This is a genomic window from Clostridium sp. MT-14 (assembly GCF_042436595.1).
GTDB classification, from domain to species: domain Bacteria; phylum Bacillota; class Clostridia; order Clostridiales; family Clostridiaceae; genus Clostridium_B; species Clostridium_B aromativorans.
This window is the reverse complement of the sequence record NZ_JBHMIY010000023.1, coordinates 17118-33819: the sequence shown is the minus strand read 5'-3', so window position 1 is coordinate 33819 and position 16702 is coordinate 17118. Positions and strand designations below refer to the sequence as shown.

Sequence of the window (16702 nt, the reverse complement as noted above, 5' to 3'; positions counted from 1 at the left end):
GGGGGTCAGACCCCTAGCTTATCAAAACTATCCAGTGATTTTTCTATTTTATCATATGAAATACAGTAAGAAAGTCTGAAATAGCCCGGACATTTGAAAGATGATCCCGGGACTATAAGAAGATTGAATTTTTTTGCCCGCTGTGCAAATTCAACATCATCCGGTATCAACGATTTTGGGAACAGATAAAAGGCACCATCTGGTTTGACACAGGAGAATCCTATTTTTACAAGATGGTTGTACAAAAGATCCCGATTTTTTTTGTATATGTTCACATCCACTTTTGAATCCACACATTTTGCAATGACCCTTTGAAACAGTGAAGGCGCATTTACAAATCCCAGGATTCTGTTGGCTACATTCAAAGATTGCATTATGTTATCAAAATCATCTGCATCACTGCTGCAGACTACATATCCTATTCTCTCTCCAGGAAGAGAAAGTGATTTGCTGTAAGAATATCCGACAAATGAATTTCTGTAGTAATTCAATATATAGGGTACTTCCACTCCGTCATATACTATTTCCCTATAGGGTTCGTCGGAAATCAAATATATACTGGTATTAAACTTCTGCTGTTTTCTATTCAAGACTTCTGCCATGCCCTTAATGAGCTCTTCCGAATATACAACCCCCGTCGGGTTATTTGGTGAATTTATTATTACAGCTTTAGTCCTGGAATTCACTTTGTCCTCAAGTTCATTTAAATCGGGCTCAAAAGTTTCACTGTCCGAGGGTATAATGACAAGCCTTCCATCAAAATTTTTTACATAGTTTTCATATTCCCCAAAGAACGGCGAAAATACAATAACTTCATCTCCAGGATTTAAAAGAGTTTTCAAAATAATATTTAATCCGCCTGCAGCCCCGCAGGTCATTACTAAATTGTTTTTAGTGAGTTTCACATTATATTTTTTGTTGATATTTTCAGCAATTTTGGCCCTTACATCTTCATAACCGGAGTTGTTCATATATCCATGGACTAAATTAGGAGGCTCTTCCCTCAATATTTCATATACAGCCTCTCTTATAGATTCAGGCGGTTTTACATTGGGATTGCCCAGACTGAAATCAAATACATTTTCTTCTCCATAAATTGAAGAGAGCTTTTTTCCCTCCTCAAACATAGCCCTTATTATGGAGCTTTTAGATACATATTCCTTCATTTTATCAGATATCACCTATTTTACCCCCTACCTCAATAATTTTAAATTATATTTGATTAATTATATAAAATATTCTAACACAACCATTGCCAATTCACAATTCACAATACACAATTTACAATTATGCTTGCAATTAAACTGTAATATTGGTAAACTCACTTTATAGTTTTTGAGATCAATCAATATATAAAACAAGGAGAATCTTATGAAAATTGCAGTGATATACGGTACAGAACATCGAGGAAGTACTTATAGTATTTGCCAGCTATTTTTAGAAAGACTACAACCGGAGACAAGTGAAATTACAGAATTTTTTCTGCCAAAAGATATGCCAAATTTTTGCCGCGGATGCAGTTCATGTTTTACTATAGGTGAAAAAGCATGTCCTCATTATAATCAAGTCAATCCAATAAGAGAGGCAATTGAAAAAGCAGATTTAATTATTCTTACAAGTCCCGTATATGTATTTCACGTGAGCGGGCAGATGAAGACATTACTGGATCATTTCGGCTTTCAGTGGATGGTACACCGTCCTAATAAGACAATGTTCTCCAAAATGGCCTTAGTTATTTCAACGGCTGCCGGCGGCGGAATGAAATCTACAATTAAAGATATTGTGGACAGCTTGACCTTCTGGGGAACAGGTAAGATATTTACCTACGGCAGGGCAGTTGCCGCCGTAGACTGGGAGGGTGTAAGTGAAAAGAAAAAAGTAAAAATTCATGGGGATGTAAAAAAATTATCCGATAAAATCCTGCACAGATGCGGTAAGGTAAAACCCAGCCTAAAAGTAAAGGCCCTCTTTTACGCTATGCGCTTTGTCCAGAAAAAATTTACCTTCAATGCTGTTGATAAAAAATATTGGGAAGAACAGGGATGGCTAGAACATAACCGTCCCTGGTAGTTTTATTCAATGAACAGTGCACAACTGACAGCACAAAATGCACGATGGGCAATTGACAGCGCACAACACACAACTGACAATTCATGGTGCACAATTGGCGGTTTTTAATTTTGGGCAAAGATTGAAAAGCCTATAACTGCTATTATAAATACAATCAGACCTATATATATGGCCATTCCTGCAGGTCTCCCTGCATTTATTGTCCAGCCTATGCCAAACCTCTTTTCCACAAAGAGGGATGGATCATCAGGGTTGTAATATATGGTGTTCGCCAGCTTCCAAAAATTATCATCATCTTTATCCGTAAATTCAGATTCGATTTTCCCAAAGTCCTGTTTTCCTATTTCTATATTGCTTCCTCCCTGTCCTATCTTTATAGACAGCACCACGCTGATCAAAGTTATAAATATGACAAAGACTATGGTGAAGATGAGCACAAACAGGTGTGAAATTTCAATTATATCAAATATTTGAATGGTTCCAACAGTCAAAATCAAATTCACCGCTACCGCAGAAAACACTGCGTATATGGACCATATTCTCCTGAATCTCCTGTTTTTTTTCACGGAAATTTCAGGGTTTGAAACATTTGTCTGCTGTTTTGACCAGCCTATGATCTTATACACTATGAAAAGCATGAGAGTCACTGCCATTTCAGTAAGAGGCATTTCCCAGATCAAAAATATGGATTTGGTCTGATAACCGTTGATATTTCCTGAAAGATCCCAGTGAGTGGGCACCCTATTGGGCAAAGGTGCATAATTTGCATATCCCAAAATTATATTTATCAAAATTATTGATACGGGAATCAGAAAAAACCAGGGCGATACCAGAGTTTTTCCCTTGTCCCTGGAGTAACCTACATCCACTGCCACAGCCTGCTTTTTTCCCTCAAACCAGGAATTCTTCAATTTAAGAGCTTTAACAGCCCTGTTGGATATCATATATACCAGAAAATCTATAAAGACAAAGGCAAAAACAGTAAACAAAATCACAGCTGCACTCAGGAATTTGTAATTTAGAAAACTAAACAGCAGCATAAATGGAATCCCTATTATCAGATTATTTTTTATAAACTGCCTTTTTATATCTTTGATTTCAGCACTGTCCATTTTATCTCCAGGTATTCTTACTCCAAATACAATTTCCTTTCTGGTAAAATTCGGTGTCAGCATGTTGATGACAAGTATCAATAAAAATATAAAGCACAAATATATACATAAAAATAAATTTTCCTTCATTAACATTCACCTGCCTTTATTTATTTTGCAAATCGTATTTTTGATATATACCGGAACATAATTTCAATATATCTTCCAATTTATCATCCCTCAAATAGGCTTCTGCCAGCAGATAGGTCAATTCCCTCACCAGCTTTTCATTAAATTCCTCACTATTTTTAGGATAGTTTTCATTTATAACAGCTCCTGTTCTTCTGTCTATATTCAAGTATCCATCAGATTTCAATATATTATAAGCTTTATTCACAGTGTGCAAATTTATCCCTATATCCTCCGCCATCTGTCTTACAGAAGGCAGGCTTTCACCCGGCTTCAGATCTCCAGCTGCTATTCCCTCTATAATACTCCTTTTAAGCTGTTCATAGATGGGCATTTCAGATTCAAAATCAATTTTAATTATCATAACTACCCTCCTATTCTATTTGTTATATATAATATATAACAAATAGAATAAAATTGCAACATTTATTCAATTGACAATTGACAATGAACAATTGACAGTTGACAGTTCACAGTGCACAATTAACAATTGGCAAAAATAAAGTTCAAAGCATAAATATCAGATGGTGAGGTCTGATATTTAAGCCCTGAACTCTGTTTATTACTCACGGGGATAACCTGGACTACTCTTTATAAAATCTGGCTTTTTCCCTCAGGGTTTTCAGCTTTTCAATGGACTTTAAAAGTGTGTCATCCTTCTTTGCAAAATGAAGCCTTATCAGATAATTCACATCTTCTTTAAAGAAGCTTGACCCAGGAACCGCCCCTATTCCAACTTCTTTTGCCAGCCACTCACAAAATTTCAAATCATTTTTTACATTAAATTCCGAAACATCTATGAGCACATAATAAGCTCCCTGGGGCTTCACATATTTAAGTCCTGCCTCGCTCAATCCCTTGAGAAACAAATCTCTCTTTTTCGTATATAAATTCTTCAGCCAGCCATAGTACTCCATAGGCAGTTTAAGCCCGGCCACAACTGCTTCCTGAAGCGGTGCCGCCGCCCCCACCGTAAGAAAATCATGTACTTTTCGCACATTTTCTATTACCCTCTCGTCACCTATAACATAGCCTATTCTCCACCCGGTTATGGAATAAGTCTTGGAAAAGGAGCTGCAGCTCAAGGTTCTGTCAAACATTCCCGGAAGTGAAGCAAAATAGACATGTTTATGGGGATCCATTACAATATGCTCGTACACTTCATCCGTTATTACGAAAGAATCATATTTTTCTGCTAGACGGGCTATGAATTTCAATTCCTCAAGTGTAAACACCTTTCCTGAAGGATTTGACGGGTTACAGAGTATAAGGGCCTTCGGCCTTTGCTTAAAGGCATTTTCAAGTTCAGTCTTGTTGAAAGAAAAATCAGGCGGATAAAGAGAAACATATATTGGCTCAGCTCCGCTCAATATGGCATCTGCAGCATAATTTTCATAAAAAGGCGAGAATACTATTACCTTATCTCCCGGATCACAGACAGTCATGACAGAAGCCATCATAGCCTCAGTACTGCCGCAGGTAATTACAATCTGGGTATCCGGATCTATGTCAAGTCCCATGAATCTGGACTGTTTTTCTGCAAGAGCTTCTCTCAAATTCTGTGCGCCCCAGGTGATGGCATACTGATGAGGTCCCTTGACTGCTGCTGTTCTAAGTGCTTCCTCTATCTCCTTAGGAGGATCAAAATCAGGAAAACCCTGAGACAAATTAATTGCTCCATATTTGTTCGATATTCTCGTCATTCTTCTTATAACAGAATCGGTAAAATTAATTAATTTTCTGCTCAATTCAGGCACTACAGCCACATCCTTTCAAATTATCAATACATCAAATAACATCTGAGAATAAAGTAAAAGTCTGGGGATATACCTCAGACTTAAAATCGCAAAATATATTCTCATCTTTCAGCTTCCGCTGCAGGACTTAGCACCAATATACAACGACGTACTGGTTGCCGGGTTTCAAAGGGCCTGTTCCCTCCACCTCTCTTGATAAGTTCAAGATTTATATTAAATTATGCTATTAATTATAATCATTTAGATATGTCCTGTCAATATGCCTGATTTTCCCCATTTCGTTCTACATAGCATACACCGACAGTTCCCGGTCCTGAATACACACCTACTATAGGGCTTATCTGACCTATCATGTATATATTTTCCACGTTGGGAAGTCCAGAAATCCTGTTATAAATATTTTCGGCTTCTTCTCTGGCATTGCCGTGAACTACATATACGTCACAGGGGGATTTAGCTAAAAAATCATTACCTATGTCTATCATTTTACTTAAAGATCTCTTCCTTCCCCTCACCTTATGACGGGTAAAACATATGCCCTGATCATCGTCAAAGTACACTATTGGCTTTATATCCAAAATCTCACCTATTGTACCCGACAGTCTCCCTATACGCCCTCCTTTTCTGGCATACTCCAGAGTGCCGAATACGAAAAAAAAGTGCATCCTCTTCTTTATCCCAGGTATGCAGTTTACAATTTCACTAAAACTTCTGCCCTGATCCAAAAGCCTTCCACACTCTTTTAAAACTATACCCTCTCCCAGGGAAGTGGATTTGGAATCATAAACATACGATGACAGTTTATTATGTTTTTTGCTTACCATTTTCAAAGCATTATATGTACCTGAAAGTCCGCTGGAAATCGTAACAGCTACCACATGAGTATAGTTTTCCCTTTCCAGCCTGTCAAAAACACTTTCCATATCGTCTATTGAAGGTAGAGAAGATTTTGGAATTTCATATTTCATGCTGTCATATACTTCTTTTGGAGTGATCTCAACTTTATCTATATATTCCCTATCCTTATATATAATCCTAAAAGGCAATATTTCTATGCTGTACTTTTTTATGGTTTCATCATCTATGTCACAAGCAGAATCTGTCAAAAGTGCAATTTTTTCCATAAGGTTTCTCCTCCTACTCATACTTACCATAAATTATATCATACCGAGGGAAAATTATTCAAATTCTACAAAAGAGACAGGCTTTTAAGCAGATATATGCCTATAAATATAGTAAACATTGAGAAAAAAGTGGTCAAGATCACAACATCTCCCGTGAGCTTGTAATCAGAATTCATTTCCTCAGCCATTACATAACAGGAAATAGCAGAAGGTGAAGAAAACAATATAAATATGGCACCTAGATCATATTTTCTAAATCCCATTAAAAACGCCAATGTGACAACTATACAGGGAACTACTATGAGCCTCCCCACAGAAGCTGTTATGGAGTATTTCAAATTTTCCTTTACACTCTTAAATTCCAGCTGGGCACCTAGTGTTATAAGGGCCAGAGGAGTACCAAGGGAAGCAACATCGGAAACAGCCCTTTCCATAAACAAAGGCAGTTTTATGGAAAACAGCTGAAAGACTATGCCCAGAAACGATGCTATGATAAGCGGGTTTTTCACTATTCCCACAAGAGTATACTTTATTTTACTTCCTATACCGCTTTTGTCACCTCTTTCGTCAAAAGCCGCAAGTACCAGCACCGCAAAAAAATTATAGGTGGGAATGACTATGGGCAGCAAAAGAGAAATAGGTCCCATATGGGATTTTCCAAGCATGTACATTCCCATGGGAACTCCAAGGAGCACAAAATTGCTCCTATATATAGTATGTATCACAGCAGAAGCCCTTTTCCTGTCCTTAATAAACAACGGTACAATAAGCCAAAGTACCAATACTGAACCGAATATACATAAAAATACAAATATCATGAGTTTAGTGTTGGCTATATCGCTCAATTTGGAGACATATATATTTTCAAAAAGCAGTGTGGACAATCCAACTCTAAAATTAAATTTGACAGCAGTATTTATAAACCTGTCATCTATAAGTCCTACTTCCTTTATGAAATATCCCAGTGCAATTACAATAAATATAGGCATTATCACGTTAAAACTAAATATTAAATTATCCAATTGTCCAACCCCCAAGTCTGTTAAGAAAGCTAGTCCTATCAATCTGAATCAACAACCATCTGGTTATTTTTAAGATTATTTTAAGCTTTATCCTAGAAGATATATATAATTATATTCCCATACTAGATTTTAGGAAAGGAGTTTCAAGATATATGAAAAAAATTTTTTCAAAAAACAGTCTATTGAAAATAATCCTAATTTTTTTAATGTCATTATCATTTTTACTATGCATCTACAGTGTAAAAAACTACAAGTCAAATTCCTATCCACAAAACAGGGCAGGACAATTCAGTCAATTTAATAGACAAAATGGACAGACAGGAAATAAAAATTGGAACCACAGTGTGAAGCAAACGCCGCCCGGCAGCAATGCAAACACTCAGAATAACCACAACAATACGATAAACTCCGGTAAGAATGGATTTAATTCTTCAAATAACAAGTTTGCACCGCTTCTCACCGTATACCTGGCAGTATTTCTTGCACTGTGTATCGTAATATATCGCAATTTCATACAGAAAAATATGAAGATAAAATCTGTAAATACCAAAATGCTTATTTTTTCGATGCTTTTTACGAGTCTGTTCCTCAAGATCACATTGTCGACTTTTATGGAGGGATACGGAGGAGATGTGAGGCTGTTTGAAAGCTGGGCATCTTCTGCTGCAAACAATTTTTCTCAATTTTACATAAATTCCAGTTCCAGCGACTACCCTCCACTCTATATATACGTACTGTTTTTTATAGGCAAAGCAGCAAGTTTAAGTTCATTAAACCCATATTATATTCTGCTCCTGAAGCTGCCCTCAATAATAGCGGATATGGCCACAGCTTATCTAATATACAAATTGGCTCAAAAATATCTTTCTGCAGAAATGAGTGTATTTCTAAGCATATTCTATATCTTCAGCCCGGCTGTATTTATAGATTCGGCCCTGTGGGGACAGGTGGATTCATTTTTTACATTACTCGTTGTACTTTCACTATTTCTGCTGTCAGAAGGGAAAACTGCACTTTCTTCAGTATTTTTTGCCAGCTCGGTACTTATGAAACCCCAGGGAATCATCTTCCTTCCCGTACTTTTCTTTGAACTCATAAGGAAAAAAGATTTGAAAATATTTATAAAATCGGTAATTTCAGCCGGAATAACTGCCCTAGCAGTGATAATACCCTTTTCCGCCAGCCAAAATATAATGTGGATCTTTAAATTATACTCAAATACCATATCGGAATACCCCTATGCTTCTGTGAACGGATTTAATTTCTTTAACTTGATGGGAGCAAATTATGAAAACAGTTCAAATACATTTCTAATATTCAGTTATAAAATCTGGGGATTGGCCGCAATCATTACAATTACAGTGCTTTCCTGGATAATTTATATCAGACGGAAGAGCAGAACCCTGGCCTTTTCCTGTGCACTTGTTCAAATTTCTGGAGTCTTTGCTTTTTCCACAGGAATGCATGAAAGATATCTGTTTCCAGCTACTGCACTGTGCATTTTGGCATTTATATACTTGAAGGATAAAAGATTCCTCACACTGCTCATGGGGTATACCATAACCATCTACGGCAACATATACTATATACTCTTCGGAACATTAAACCGCATGAATTCCAACTCCCACAGCATAATAACCGACGGAATATCTCTGCTAAATGTGCTTTTGTTCTTCTATCTCGTAAAAGTGCTCATGGACAGGGACAAGCAACTTCCGGCAATAGTGAGCAAATTGTAAACAAAATGGCATTGTTCAAATTCAATTTACATTTGATAGGAGTTTTTTTAAGAACTTTTTAAGATTAAAAGACAAGAATTGATATAGGAGAAACCAATAAAGGTATGGAAAGGAGTAAACATTCATATGGACATTAAAAAAGCAGTAATTCCTGCAGCAGGATTGGGTACAAGATTTTTACCAGCTACAAAGGCACAGCCCAAGGAAATGCTTCCTATAGTAGACAAACCAACTATCCAGTACATAGTTGAGGAAGCAGTGTCTTCTGGAATTGAAGAGATTTTGATAATTACAGGTAAAAATAAAAGATCCATCGAAGATCATTTTGATAAATCAGTTGAGCTGGAAGATGAGCTTGAGAAAAACAACAAGACAGATTTGCTGAAGCTGGTCCAAAACATATCAAATATGGTGGATATATATTATATAAGGCAGAGAGAACCCAAAGGACTAGGACATGCCGTAAGTCTGGCTAAGAATTTTATACAGGATGAACCCTTTGCGGTCATGTTAGGAGATGACATAGTTGACAACAGAATACCCTGCCTCAGGCAATTGATAGACTGCTACGAGAAGCACAGAGGATCAATTTTAGGAGTTCAGCCGGTAAAAAAGAGTGCAGTTTCAAAGTATGGCATCGTAGACGGGACAAAAATAGGTGACAAAATTTACAGAGTAAAAAGTCTGGTAGAAAAACCTGATGCCAAAGAAGCCCCCTCAAATATGGCAATTTTAGGGAGGTATATAACAACTCCTAAAATATTTGAAATCCTAGAAAGGACAATACCGGATAAAAACGGGGAAATACAACTGACAGATGCTTTAAGAGCTCTTGCAAAAATAGAACCCATGTATGCCTACAATTTTAAAGGCAGAAGATATGATGCCGGAGATAAACTGGGATTTTTGGAAGCAAACATATACTATGCCCTAAAGAGACAGGATTTGAGAGAAGATCTAATTGACTACCTGAAAGACATAGAAGAAAAAGACATATAAAAAAATAAACCTACTGTATTAAAGTGCAAATGCCGAATTTAGTGGACTTCCGGTATTTGCACTTTGACAACGCAGACATGCAATTTTAAATTTCAAAGGAATTAAATGCCTGCAGGAATCTGTCAACATCTTCTTCAGTGTGTTTTACATTCAAAAATACAGCTTCAAATTGTGAAGGTGCAACATAAATGCCCTTTTTTATCATATGGGTGAAGTATTTCGCAAAAATACCTGTATCACATTTTTTGGCATCGCTGTAATTTTTCACTTTGGAATCCTCTGTGAAAAACAGTGCAAACATGGCACCGCACCTGTTTATCACTACAGGCAGTTTTTTCTGCTCAGCTATATTTTTCACTCCATCTTCCAATTTCTTTCCCAATTTTTCGAGATGTACATAGTACTCAGGATGATCATGAAGCTTTCTCAGCGTTGTAATTCCCGCAGCCATTACAAGGGGATTTCCAGACATGGTACCTGCCTGATACACAGGTCCAAGAGGCGAAAGCTTTTCCATTATATCTTTTCTTCCGCCGTAGGCTCCACAGGGAAGACCCCCTCCTATGATCTTAGCCATAGTTGTAAGATCAGGTTTTATTTTATAGATGCTCTGGGCACCCTTATAGGCAACCCTAAATCCACTCATCACTTCATCAAATATGAGAAGAGCCCCATTTTCATCACACAGTGCTCTAAGTGATTTCAAAAAATTCTCATCCCCTGGAATCACACCCATGTTGCCTGCCACAGGTTCCACTATAACTGCAGCTACGTCACTGCCCTGCTGCTTAAAAATATCTTCTACACTTGAAATATCATTGTACTGGGCTACCAGAGTATTTTTTATACTGTCCTCAGGCACACCTGCACTTCCCGGAATACCCTCCGTCATAACTCCAGAACCTGCTTCCACCAGAAAATCGTCAAAATGTCCATGATAGCAGCCGGCAAACTTTATTATTCTATTTCTTCCCGTATATCCCCTGGCAAGCTTCACGGCACTCATAGTAGCCTCTGTTCCGGAATTGACCATTCTAAGCATTTCCACATTATCCACAGTAGTGCATATATATTTTGCAAGCTGAAGTTCAAGTTCTGTAGTGGCACCAAAAGATATGGCCCTTTCACTGGTATCTTTTATGGCCTTCACCACATCTTCATCACAATGGCCCAGTATCATGGGTCCCCAGGAACAGACAAAGTCTATATACTTATTTCCGTCTTCATCGTATATGTAAGCCCCACTGCCGCTTTTTATCACAGGCGGATTCATCGGCACATCCTTAAAGGCCCTCACCGGACTATTGACTCCCCCGGGCATATATAATTTGGACTCGTTGAATATATCATCGTTTCTCATTTTCATTTGCCTCCTCATTGACAAAATATTTTATTTATAAGTTTCATGTATTCTTTTTCCCTGCCCTCAAGCTTTCCCTCTTTTAAAACCTTTATGGCCCTATTTATATACACCTTGGCGGTGCTCTCTATCATAGTTTGTACAAGTTTTTCATTGTCCTTGGTATATCTTTTATTTTTGAAGGTCTTTATCCTCTTTTCACATATCCGGCTGCCAAAATCCTTTATTTTCTGTATTTCAGGAGAAATCTCATCCAGGGACCGCCACTTCAAAAACTCATCTATGTGCTCATCTATAATATTCCTGCACTTTTCCATTTTTTCTTTTCTCATGATTTTATTTTTCTGATCAATAGCACTTATACGGTCTATATCATACAACTCAACATTTGAAAATGTCATTACATCCCTGTCTACATCCCTTGGCACTGCCAGATCAAATATAAGCAATTTTTTATCAGGAAGTTCATCCTTTGAAATTACGGTATGAGGTGCAGACGTACAGCTTATTATGCAGTCCACATCTTTATAATAGTCCTTTCTCCGGTCAAAAGTTATAAATCTAACCCAGCTGCATTTTTTATATAGTTTGTCCACTTTATCCAGATTTCTAACTGCCACGTATACAATTTCCGTACTCAAAGAATTCAAATATTTAAGAACAAGCTGTCCTATTTCGCCAAAACCCAGCAGCATATATTTTTTCATCTTTCTCTTTTCTGATTCTCTCACCACTATGGAAGGAACCGATACGGGTATCTTATATATTTCACAGGTGTTTTTAAATTTTTTGCCGCAGGTTACAGCACTCTGGAACAGCCTCTGAAGCTGTCCTCTAATGGTTCCAGTTTTAAGAGCAGCACCATAGGCGGTTTTAATTTGTCCCAATATCTGATCCTCGCCCAAAATTTTGGAATGAAAACCACAGCTCACCTCCATGAGATGTCTGATTGCATTTTTATCCTCTACATAGAATATATAGTTCTCAAGCTCTCTATCCCATCCCAGGCGATCAAATACAGCACAGATCAGATCTTCCCTCTGTAAATCAGAGTTCACGTATATCTCCGTTCTGTTACAGGTACTTAAAATCAGCACATTTCCTGTAACATCATATATGTCCCTCAATTTGTCTACAAGCCTTGCCGGTATAATGGAAAACTTCTGCCTTATTTCAATATCACATTTACTTTTCACTCCAATAAGTTGTATAATTTTTATCACCTCCATTTATAAAAATGATCCTTTCAACCAAGCTGGCAAAAGGATCATTTACAATCAGATATAATTACACATTACCGTAAAAGTAACTCATTAATATACAGCCCCCCCTATCGCCTGTAGAGTTAAAGGTGCAAAGCACAGGCAGGTCTTCTGACTCAAGATTCATCATCTAAAATACGCCTTCCCAGTTTCCAAGTGGCTCATATAAATTAGATTCATCTAATACAGCTACAGGATAGCTCAGGACTTTCACCTGATTCCCTTTTAATCAATCATATCAAACCCGTACTTATTATCAAATTTTACTTAATTATAACATTATTATAGAAAGATTCAACTAATATACACAAACTATTTTACAGTACCTTTCAAATCATATAGCTGCTGGGAATTCATTCCCATTCCTCCAAATCCATTCTTTCCCAAATTCTCATTTTCTGCACTGCTGTCTTCCCTGGCTTCACCGGTTTCATTTGTATCGGTAGATGTGGTATTTTTCCACTGGCTTTCTGGAACAAGTTTGCCGTTTTTCTGAACCCAGCTCATTATATCCTGTGAGTCCCTTCCCATTCCACCTGTGAGTACATATCTTATTTCGCCCTTTTTCACCAGCTCTTTGAACTGATTCAAAGAAAGTATTTTGTCAGAGCCCGAGAACCCTCCCAGAGGCATTATACTTTTACCGCTCTCGATTATCATGCCAGCAGCAGCGTTGGAACTGGACGCCACAAGAGCATATCTTTCATTTTTAACATGGCTGTCAAGGAATTCTATCAATTTTTTATTTTCACTAGAATATCTGCTGTCATTTCCTCCCGCAGTCCCCATTCTGAAATTTCCGGATCCGGTGTTCGACAAGAGCTCCAATCCGGCAGCAGGCATGCTCCCGTTTACGCCATGGGTTACAGCGGCTGCAGATCCCAGAAAAGGTGTTACAAGTATTCCTACAAAAGCAAGGCTGGCAAGTACTTTTGCAAAATTTATATTTCTTCCAAGGTTCAAATCATGCTTCTTTATTATCCTGTAAATTACAAGAAGCACAGAGGATGCAAAGCTCAATACAGCTGCAGCTATTATCATGCCTTTAGCTGCCGCAGGTATGGAAGAATAGAAATAGGATAACATCATCAGATGAAGTGCTCCCTCTACAATAAAGGATATCGGCAGCAGCCACGCCTTTATTCCGCCTTCCTGCCTATACAGCTTCCACATAGAAACAAGACCTATGCCGGACAAGGCTGCAGCAGGAGGTGCCATCATTGTCAGATAGTACTGGTGAAACAGTCCTTTAGTATAGCTGAAGTATATGAATTCCGGTAAAAGCCACAGCATCCACAATGCCAAATCCAATTTTCTTCTATTATCAAAAGGAAATCTCAGCTTTTCCACTATTGCCGCTGCAATAAATCCCAATATGGACAAAGGCAGGAACCACACTATCTGATCGGACAGCACATTTTTGGAGAACAATCTTGTAATACCAGCCTCAGTCTGACCGCCAAAATTTCCTGAAAGCCCACCATTTCCGCCGGGTCCGCCATTTCCCCGTCTTTGCTGCATTCCTTCCCCATTCTGCCCTGCTCCCTGGGGCATCTGTGCCGGATTCACCCCATTTTTCTGGGAGCTGCCTCCCTGAGAACTGCCATTTTGCTGGCTGCTGCCCTGAGAGCTGCCTCCGGAGCCTCCAGGGAATCCACCCGGTGCCTGCATCATTCCACCGCCCTGGCCGCTTCCATTTGCTCCTGAGGTCACATTCTGCGTATCTGAAGAATTTCTGTTTCTCTGAAAGTAAGCCATATTTCCTCCCTGTCTGTTTCCGCCAGGTCCGCCGCCCATACCTCCACTGCTGCTGCTCAGCCTCTCAAGTCCATTGTGTCCAAATATAAGCTCCATAACGGTGTTATTAGTACTGCTGCCTACAAAAGGCCTGTTCTGAGCAGGAACCAGATCCACAACAACTGTCCAGGAAAAAGATACTACAGCAAGTACAACAGTACTTATGACAAGATGCTTTAACCTCTTTTTCAAAGGTGCGGCAGCAGAGATCAGATAAGTAATATACAGGGCAGGAATAACCATATAGGCCTGGAGCATCTTTATGTTGAACCCCACACCTACAAGGACAAGACTTATAAGAAGATACTTAAATCTGCCTTTTTCTGCCGCTCTGGATAAAAACATGCAGGCAAGAAGCAGCGTCATCACCAAAAGATTATCCACAGTGTTATTCCTGCTGGTTGCTACAAAAACAGGGGTTATTGCAAGACACAGCGCAGAAATAAAGGCTGCAGCTTTTCCAAAAGATCTCTTAACCATATAATACAAAATCCCAACGGATATTACTCCTGCCAGAGCCTGTGGAAGCAGTATGCTCCATCCACTGAACCCAAATATCTTGGCAGATAAAGTCTGTATCCAAAAACCCAGGGGAGGTTTGTCAATAGATACAAATCCCCCTGGATCAGAGGCCACAAAAAAGAAATTCTTGAAATTTACGAGCATACTTTTTACACCTGCTGCATAGTATTCATTTCCGTATCCTTCCACACCTAAATTTGCAAAATTCAATACTGCAGATACGGCCATTACTGCAAATAAGGCAAGTTTTTCTTTTGTAAATTCTATCTTTTTCATAATTTCACTCCTCAATTAAACACCCATAATTTATATGATACAAAATTTATCACCTGGGCTGCAAGCGTTATAACTACCTTTGATACATATACATTAAAATTAAAACTGTCTATCAAGAATTTCATAAGCACAACTGTTACAAAAAGAGATAACACATTTACCAGAACAAATTGTATTACTTCGCGGACAATATTTTTATCCGGATTATCGTATTGAAAAGTCCATTTCTTATTGAATACAAAACTATTTATCACCCCACAGCTGTAGCCTATGATCTGGCTTACAGTGTAATATAACCCAACTACACTCTGACACAGGGTAAATACCAGAAAATCTATTATGGTATTCAACACACCGGTGGTAGAAAATCGGCTCAATAATTTAAGTCTTCCATTGAAAATAGAATCCATGGTTTTGATCAGCTGATTCATATTTTTCTACTCACCTCTTTTATTTACTATGTTTTCAATAATATAATTGGGTCTTCCCCTGCATTCATCAAAAATACGTCCTATATACTGGCCTATTATACCTATACAAAATAGTACAATTCCAAACATAATCAGATCAACGGATATTAGAAATTGAAAATTTATCAGCTCCAAGCCCTTAGCTGCAGAATTTATAAGGCCCATTATAAGCATGATTATCCCTATAAAAAACGATATTCCCCCCAAATAGCCTGACATTACAAGGGGCTTGTAGGAAAAAGAAGTTATACCGTCAAAGGCCAGTTTGAACATCTTTTTAAGAGGATACTTGGTATCTCCTGCAAATCTTTCCTGTCTTATAAACTCCACGTAGGTCTGCCTGTATCCAATCCAGCTGACAAGTCCCCTTACATACCTGTTTTTTTCCGGCAGGGAATTTAAAACATCACATACTTTCCTGTCTATAAGCCTGAAATCTCCGGTATCCACGGGAATGTCAATACTGGTCATGCTCTTTAAAAGCCTGTAAAAAACTCCTGCTGTAAGTTTTTTTAAAAAAGATTCACCTTCTCTTTTAGCCCTCTTTCCATACACAACATCATATCCCTGTTTCCACTTTTCAATCATCTCAGGTATGACCTCAGGTGGATCCTGGAGATCAGCATCTATTACAATAACCGCCTCTCCTTCTGAAACTCTCATACCTGCAGTTATAGCCGGCTGATGCCCAAAGTTCCTGGAAAAGTTAACAAGTTTTATATTCTTATCTGTACTGCATATTTTTTCCGTCTTTTCACGAGTCCTATCCCGACTTCCATCATTTACAAATATGATTTCATAACCCTCCGAGGTGGTATCCATAATTTTTTTAAGTCTTTTATAACTTTCATCTATCACCAATTCCTCGTTATACAGGGGCACCACCACAGAATAAACAGTATCTTGCTGCATTTTATTCACCTCAGTTTTCTAGGAATTTGATCTATTATAATTCTGTAGTTTTAACCTTAAAAAAGTCTTAAAAAAGCAACAATAAATGTAAATTAAATTTGAATATCAATAA

At 38.0% G+C, this 16702-nt stretch carries 14 protein-coding genes and 2 riboswitches; of the genes, 3 read left to right on the top strand and 11 right to left on the bottom strand.

Going from position 1 to position 16702, the window contains the following annotated elements; translation table 11 throughout:
* Positions 1 to 5 precede the first annotated feature (5 nt).
* Positions 6 to 1181: a pyridoxal phosphate-dependent aminotransferase gene (locus tag ACFHWD_RS14790; RefSeq protein WP_179978495.1), complete on the bottom strand. Its 1176-nt coding sequence runs from the start codon at positions 1179 to 1181 to the stop codon at positions 6 to 8.
* 190 nt (positions 1182 to 1371) lie between these two features.
* Between ACFHWD_RS14790 and ACFHWD_RS14785 the strand changes: the two genes are divergently transcribed.
* On the top strand, positions 1372 to 2070 hold the full coding sequence (locus ACFHWD_RS14785; RefSeq protein WP_150355532.1) for a flavodoxin family protein: 699 nt from the start codon (positions 1372 to 1374) through the stop codon (positions 2068 to 2070).
* A gap of 104 nt (positions 2071 to 2174) precedes the next feature.
* On the opposite strand, the gene ACFHWD_RS14780 is transcribed toward ACFHWD_RS14785, so the two are convergent.
* The 5 genes from ACFHWD_RS14780 to ACFHWD_RS14760 form a co-directional block, all read right to left on the bottom strand.
* Positions 2175 to 3311 carry a DUF1648 domain-containing protein gene (locus ACFHWD_RS14780; protein ID WP_150355533.1) on the bottom strand — a complete coding sequence of 379 codons (1137 nt, stop codon included), beginning with the start codon at positions 3309 to 3311 and terminating at the stop codon, positions 2175 to 2177.
* 16 nt (positions 3312 to 3327) lie between these two features.
* Positions 3328 to 3714, bottom strand: a complete 387-nt coding sequence (locus tag ACFHWD_RS14775; protein ID WP_179978494.1) for a GntR family transcriptional regulator — start codon at positions 3712 to 3714, stop codon at positions 3328 to 3330.
* Between the two features lie 220 nt (positions 3715 to 3934).
* On the bottom strand, positions 3935 to 5107 hold the full coding sequence (locus ACFHWD_RS14770) for a pyridoxal phosphate-dependent aminotransferase (RefSeq protein ID WP_378062550.1): 1173 nt from the start codon (positions 5105 to 5107) through the stop codon (positions 3935 to 3937).
* Between the two features lie 98 nt (positions 5108 to 5205).
* Positions 5206 to 5309: riboswitch (SAM riboswitch) on the bottom strand.
* 52 nt (positions 5310 to 5361) lie between these two features.
* Positions 5362 to 6231 (bottom strand): DegV family protein, encoded by an 870-nt coding sequence (locus ACFHWD_RS14765; protein WP_378062548.1) that lies wholly within the window; start codon positions 6229 to 6231, stop codon positions 5362 to 5364.
* Between the two features lie 65 nt (positions 6232 to 6296).
* Positions 6297 to 7253 (bottom strand): AEC family transporter, encoded by a 957-nt coding sequence (locus ACFHWD_RS14760; protein ID WP_150355537.1) that lies wholly within the window; start codon positions 7251 to 7253, stop codon positions 6297 to 6299.
* A gap of 152 nt (positions 7254 to 7405) precedes the next feature.
* On the opposite strand from ACFHWD_RS14760, the gene ACFHWD_RS14755 reads away from it, so the two are divergent.
* A complete protein-coding gene (locus ACFHWD_RS14755) occupies positions 7406 to 8992 on the top strand; it encodes a glycosyltransferase 87 family protein (protein WP_378062545.1) in 1587 nt (528 codons plus the stop codon).
* Positions 8993 to 9118: 126 nt separating this feature from the next.
* Complete coding sequence (galU, locus tag ACFHWD_RS14750) at positions 9119 to 9991, top strand: UTP--glucose-1-phosphate uridylyltransferase GalU (protein ID WP_179978491.1); 873 nt, start codon at positions 9119 to 9121, stop codon at positions 9989 to 9991.
* Positions 9992 to 10076: 85 nt separating this feature from the next.
* On the opposite strand, the gene hemL is transcribed toward galU, so the two are convergent.
* From hemL to ACFHWD_RS14725, 5 genes are all read right to left on the bottom strand, one after another.
* A complete protein-coding gene (gene hemL / locus ACFHWD_RS14745; protein WP_150355540.1) occupies positions 10077 to 11351 on the bottom strand; it encodes a glutamate-1-semialdehyde 2,1-aminomutase in 1275 nt (424 codons plus the stop codon).
* A gap of 14 nt (positions 11352 to 11365) precedes the next feature.
* Positions 11366 to 12580, bottom strand: coding sequence for a glutamyl-tRNA reductase (hemA, locus tag ACFHWD_RS14740; RefSeq protein ID WP_378062543.1), 1215 nt, complete (start codon positions 12578 to 12580; stop codon positions 11366 to 11368).
* 116 nt (positions 12581 to 12696) lie between these two features.
* A riboswitch (cobalamin riboswitch) is annotated at positions 12697 to 12876 on the bottom strand.
* A 49-nt stretch (positions 12877 to 12925) separates the two neighbouring features.
* Positions 12926 to 15208, bottom strand: coding sequence for a glycosyltransferase family 39 protein (locus tag ACFHWD_RS14735; protein WP_150355541.1), 2283 nt, complete (start codon positions 15206 to 15208; stop codon positions 12926 to 12928).
* An 11-nt stretch (positions 15209 to 15219) separates the two neighbouring features.
* Positions 15220 to 15639, bottom strand: a complete 420-nt coding sequence (locus ACFHWD_RS14730) for a GtrA family protein (RefSeq protein WP_150355542.1) — start codon at positions 15637 to 15639, stop codon at positions 15220 to 15222.
* Positions 15640 to 15645: 6 nt separating this feature from the next.
* Positions 15646 to 16590, bottom strand: a complete 945-nt coding sequence (locus ACFHWD_RS14725) for a glycosyltransferase family 2 protein (RefSeq protein ID WP_378062540.1) — start codon at positions 16588 to 16590, stop codon at positions 15646 to 15648.
* Between the last annotated feature and the right edge of the window lie 112 nt (positions 16591 to 16702).